The organism is Rhodococcus sp. R1101 (assembly GCF_000278445.1).
Taxonomy (GTDB): Bacteria; Actinomycetota; Actinomycetes; order Mycobacteriales; family Mycobacteriaceae; genus Rhodococcus; species Rhodococcus gordoniae.
This window is the reverse complement of record NZ_AJVB01000816.1, coordinates 1-944: the sequence shown is the minus strand read 5'-3', so window position 1 is coordinate 944 and position 944 is coordinate 1. Positions and strand designations below refer to the sequence as shown.

Below are 944 nucleotides of genomic sequence, written 5' to 3'. Positions count from 1 at the left end.
CCGGGTCATCTCCGAGCGGATGGTCGACACCCTCGCGACCCTGCACGCGGTGGACCCGGCCACCGTGGGACTCGAGGACTTCGGTCGCCCGCGCGGCTTCCTCGAGCGGCAGGTGCGCCGTTGGACCACCCAACTCGAGAACTCGCACAGCCGGGACCTGGCCGGCGCCGAGGAGCTGCACCGGCTGCTCGTCGACAACCTGCCGGGCGACGGCGAGGTCGGCATCGTGCACGGCGACTACCGGCTCGACAACATCCTCGTCGGCGACGACGACGAGGTGGTCGCGGTGCTGGACTGGGAGATGGCCACCCTGGGTGATCCGCTCACCGACCTGGCATTGCTGCTGGTCTACCAGCGGCTGGCGCGGGAGAACCCGGAGTTCCCCGTCTCGACGGTCTCTCGCGCACCGGGTTTCCTCGGCGACGACGACCTGCTCGCCCGGTACGAGGCGGCCGGTGGACGGGACCTGTCGGACATGGCATTCCATCTCGCCCTCGCCTGCTACAAGCTCGCCGTGATCCTCGAGGGTATCTACTTCCGGTTCCGTCAGGGAAAGACCGTCGGCGACGGTTTCGAGGAACTCGGTCGTGGCGTCGAGCCGCTGCTGCGCGCCGGCATCGATGCGCTGAAGAGTCGGGCGAGTTGATCTCGGCACCGTTGTCGTAGTCGCTCGGTACGCTCCGCCCATGCCGCATCCGGTGATGTTCGACGAAACGGATCCGCTTCTCGCCCGTGTGCGCGCAATCGCGCTGGCCTTTCCCGGCGCCTCCGAGAAGATTTCGCACGGTCGTCCGTTCTTCTCCACCCGGACGGCCTTCGCGGTCTACGGAGGGGCCGAGAAGAGTACCCGCGCACCGTTTCCCCGCTCCGTCGTCGTCAAGCCCGACGAGGAGGAGCGTCGCGCGTTGACGACGACGGAGCGGGGAAACGGTGCGCGGGTACTC

Annotated in this window: 1 protein-coding gene and 1 pseudogene; both read left to right on the top strand. The window is 68.3% G+C overall.

Annotated features, from left to right (window positions below):
* Positions 1-646: phosphotransferase family protein (locus R1101_RS0124440; protein WP_016935756.1), on the top strand; the 646-nt coding region annotated here is incomplete at its 5' end.
* Positions 647-686: 40 nt separating this feature from the next.
* A pseudogene (locus tag R1101_RS0124435) lies at positions 687-944 on the top strand (MmcQ/YjbR family DNA-binding protein); the annotation flags it as partial.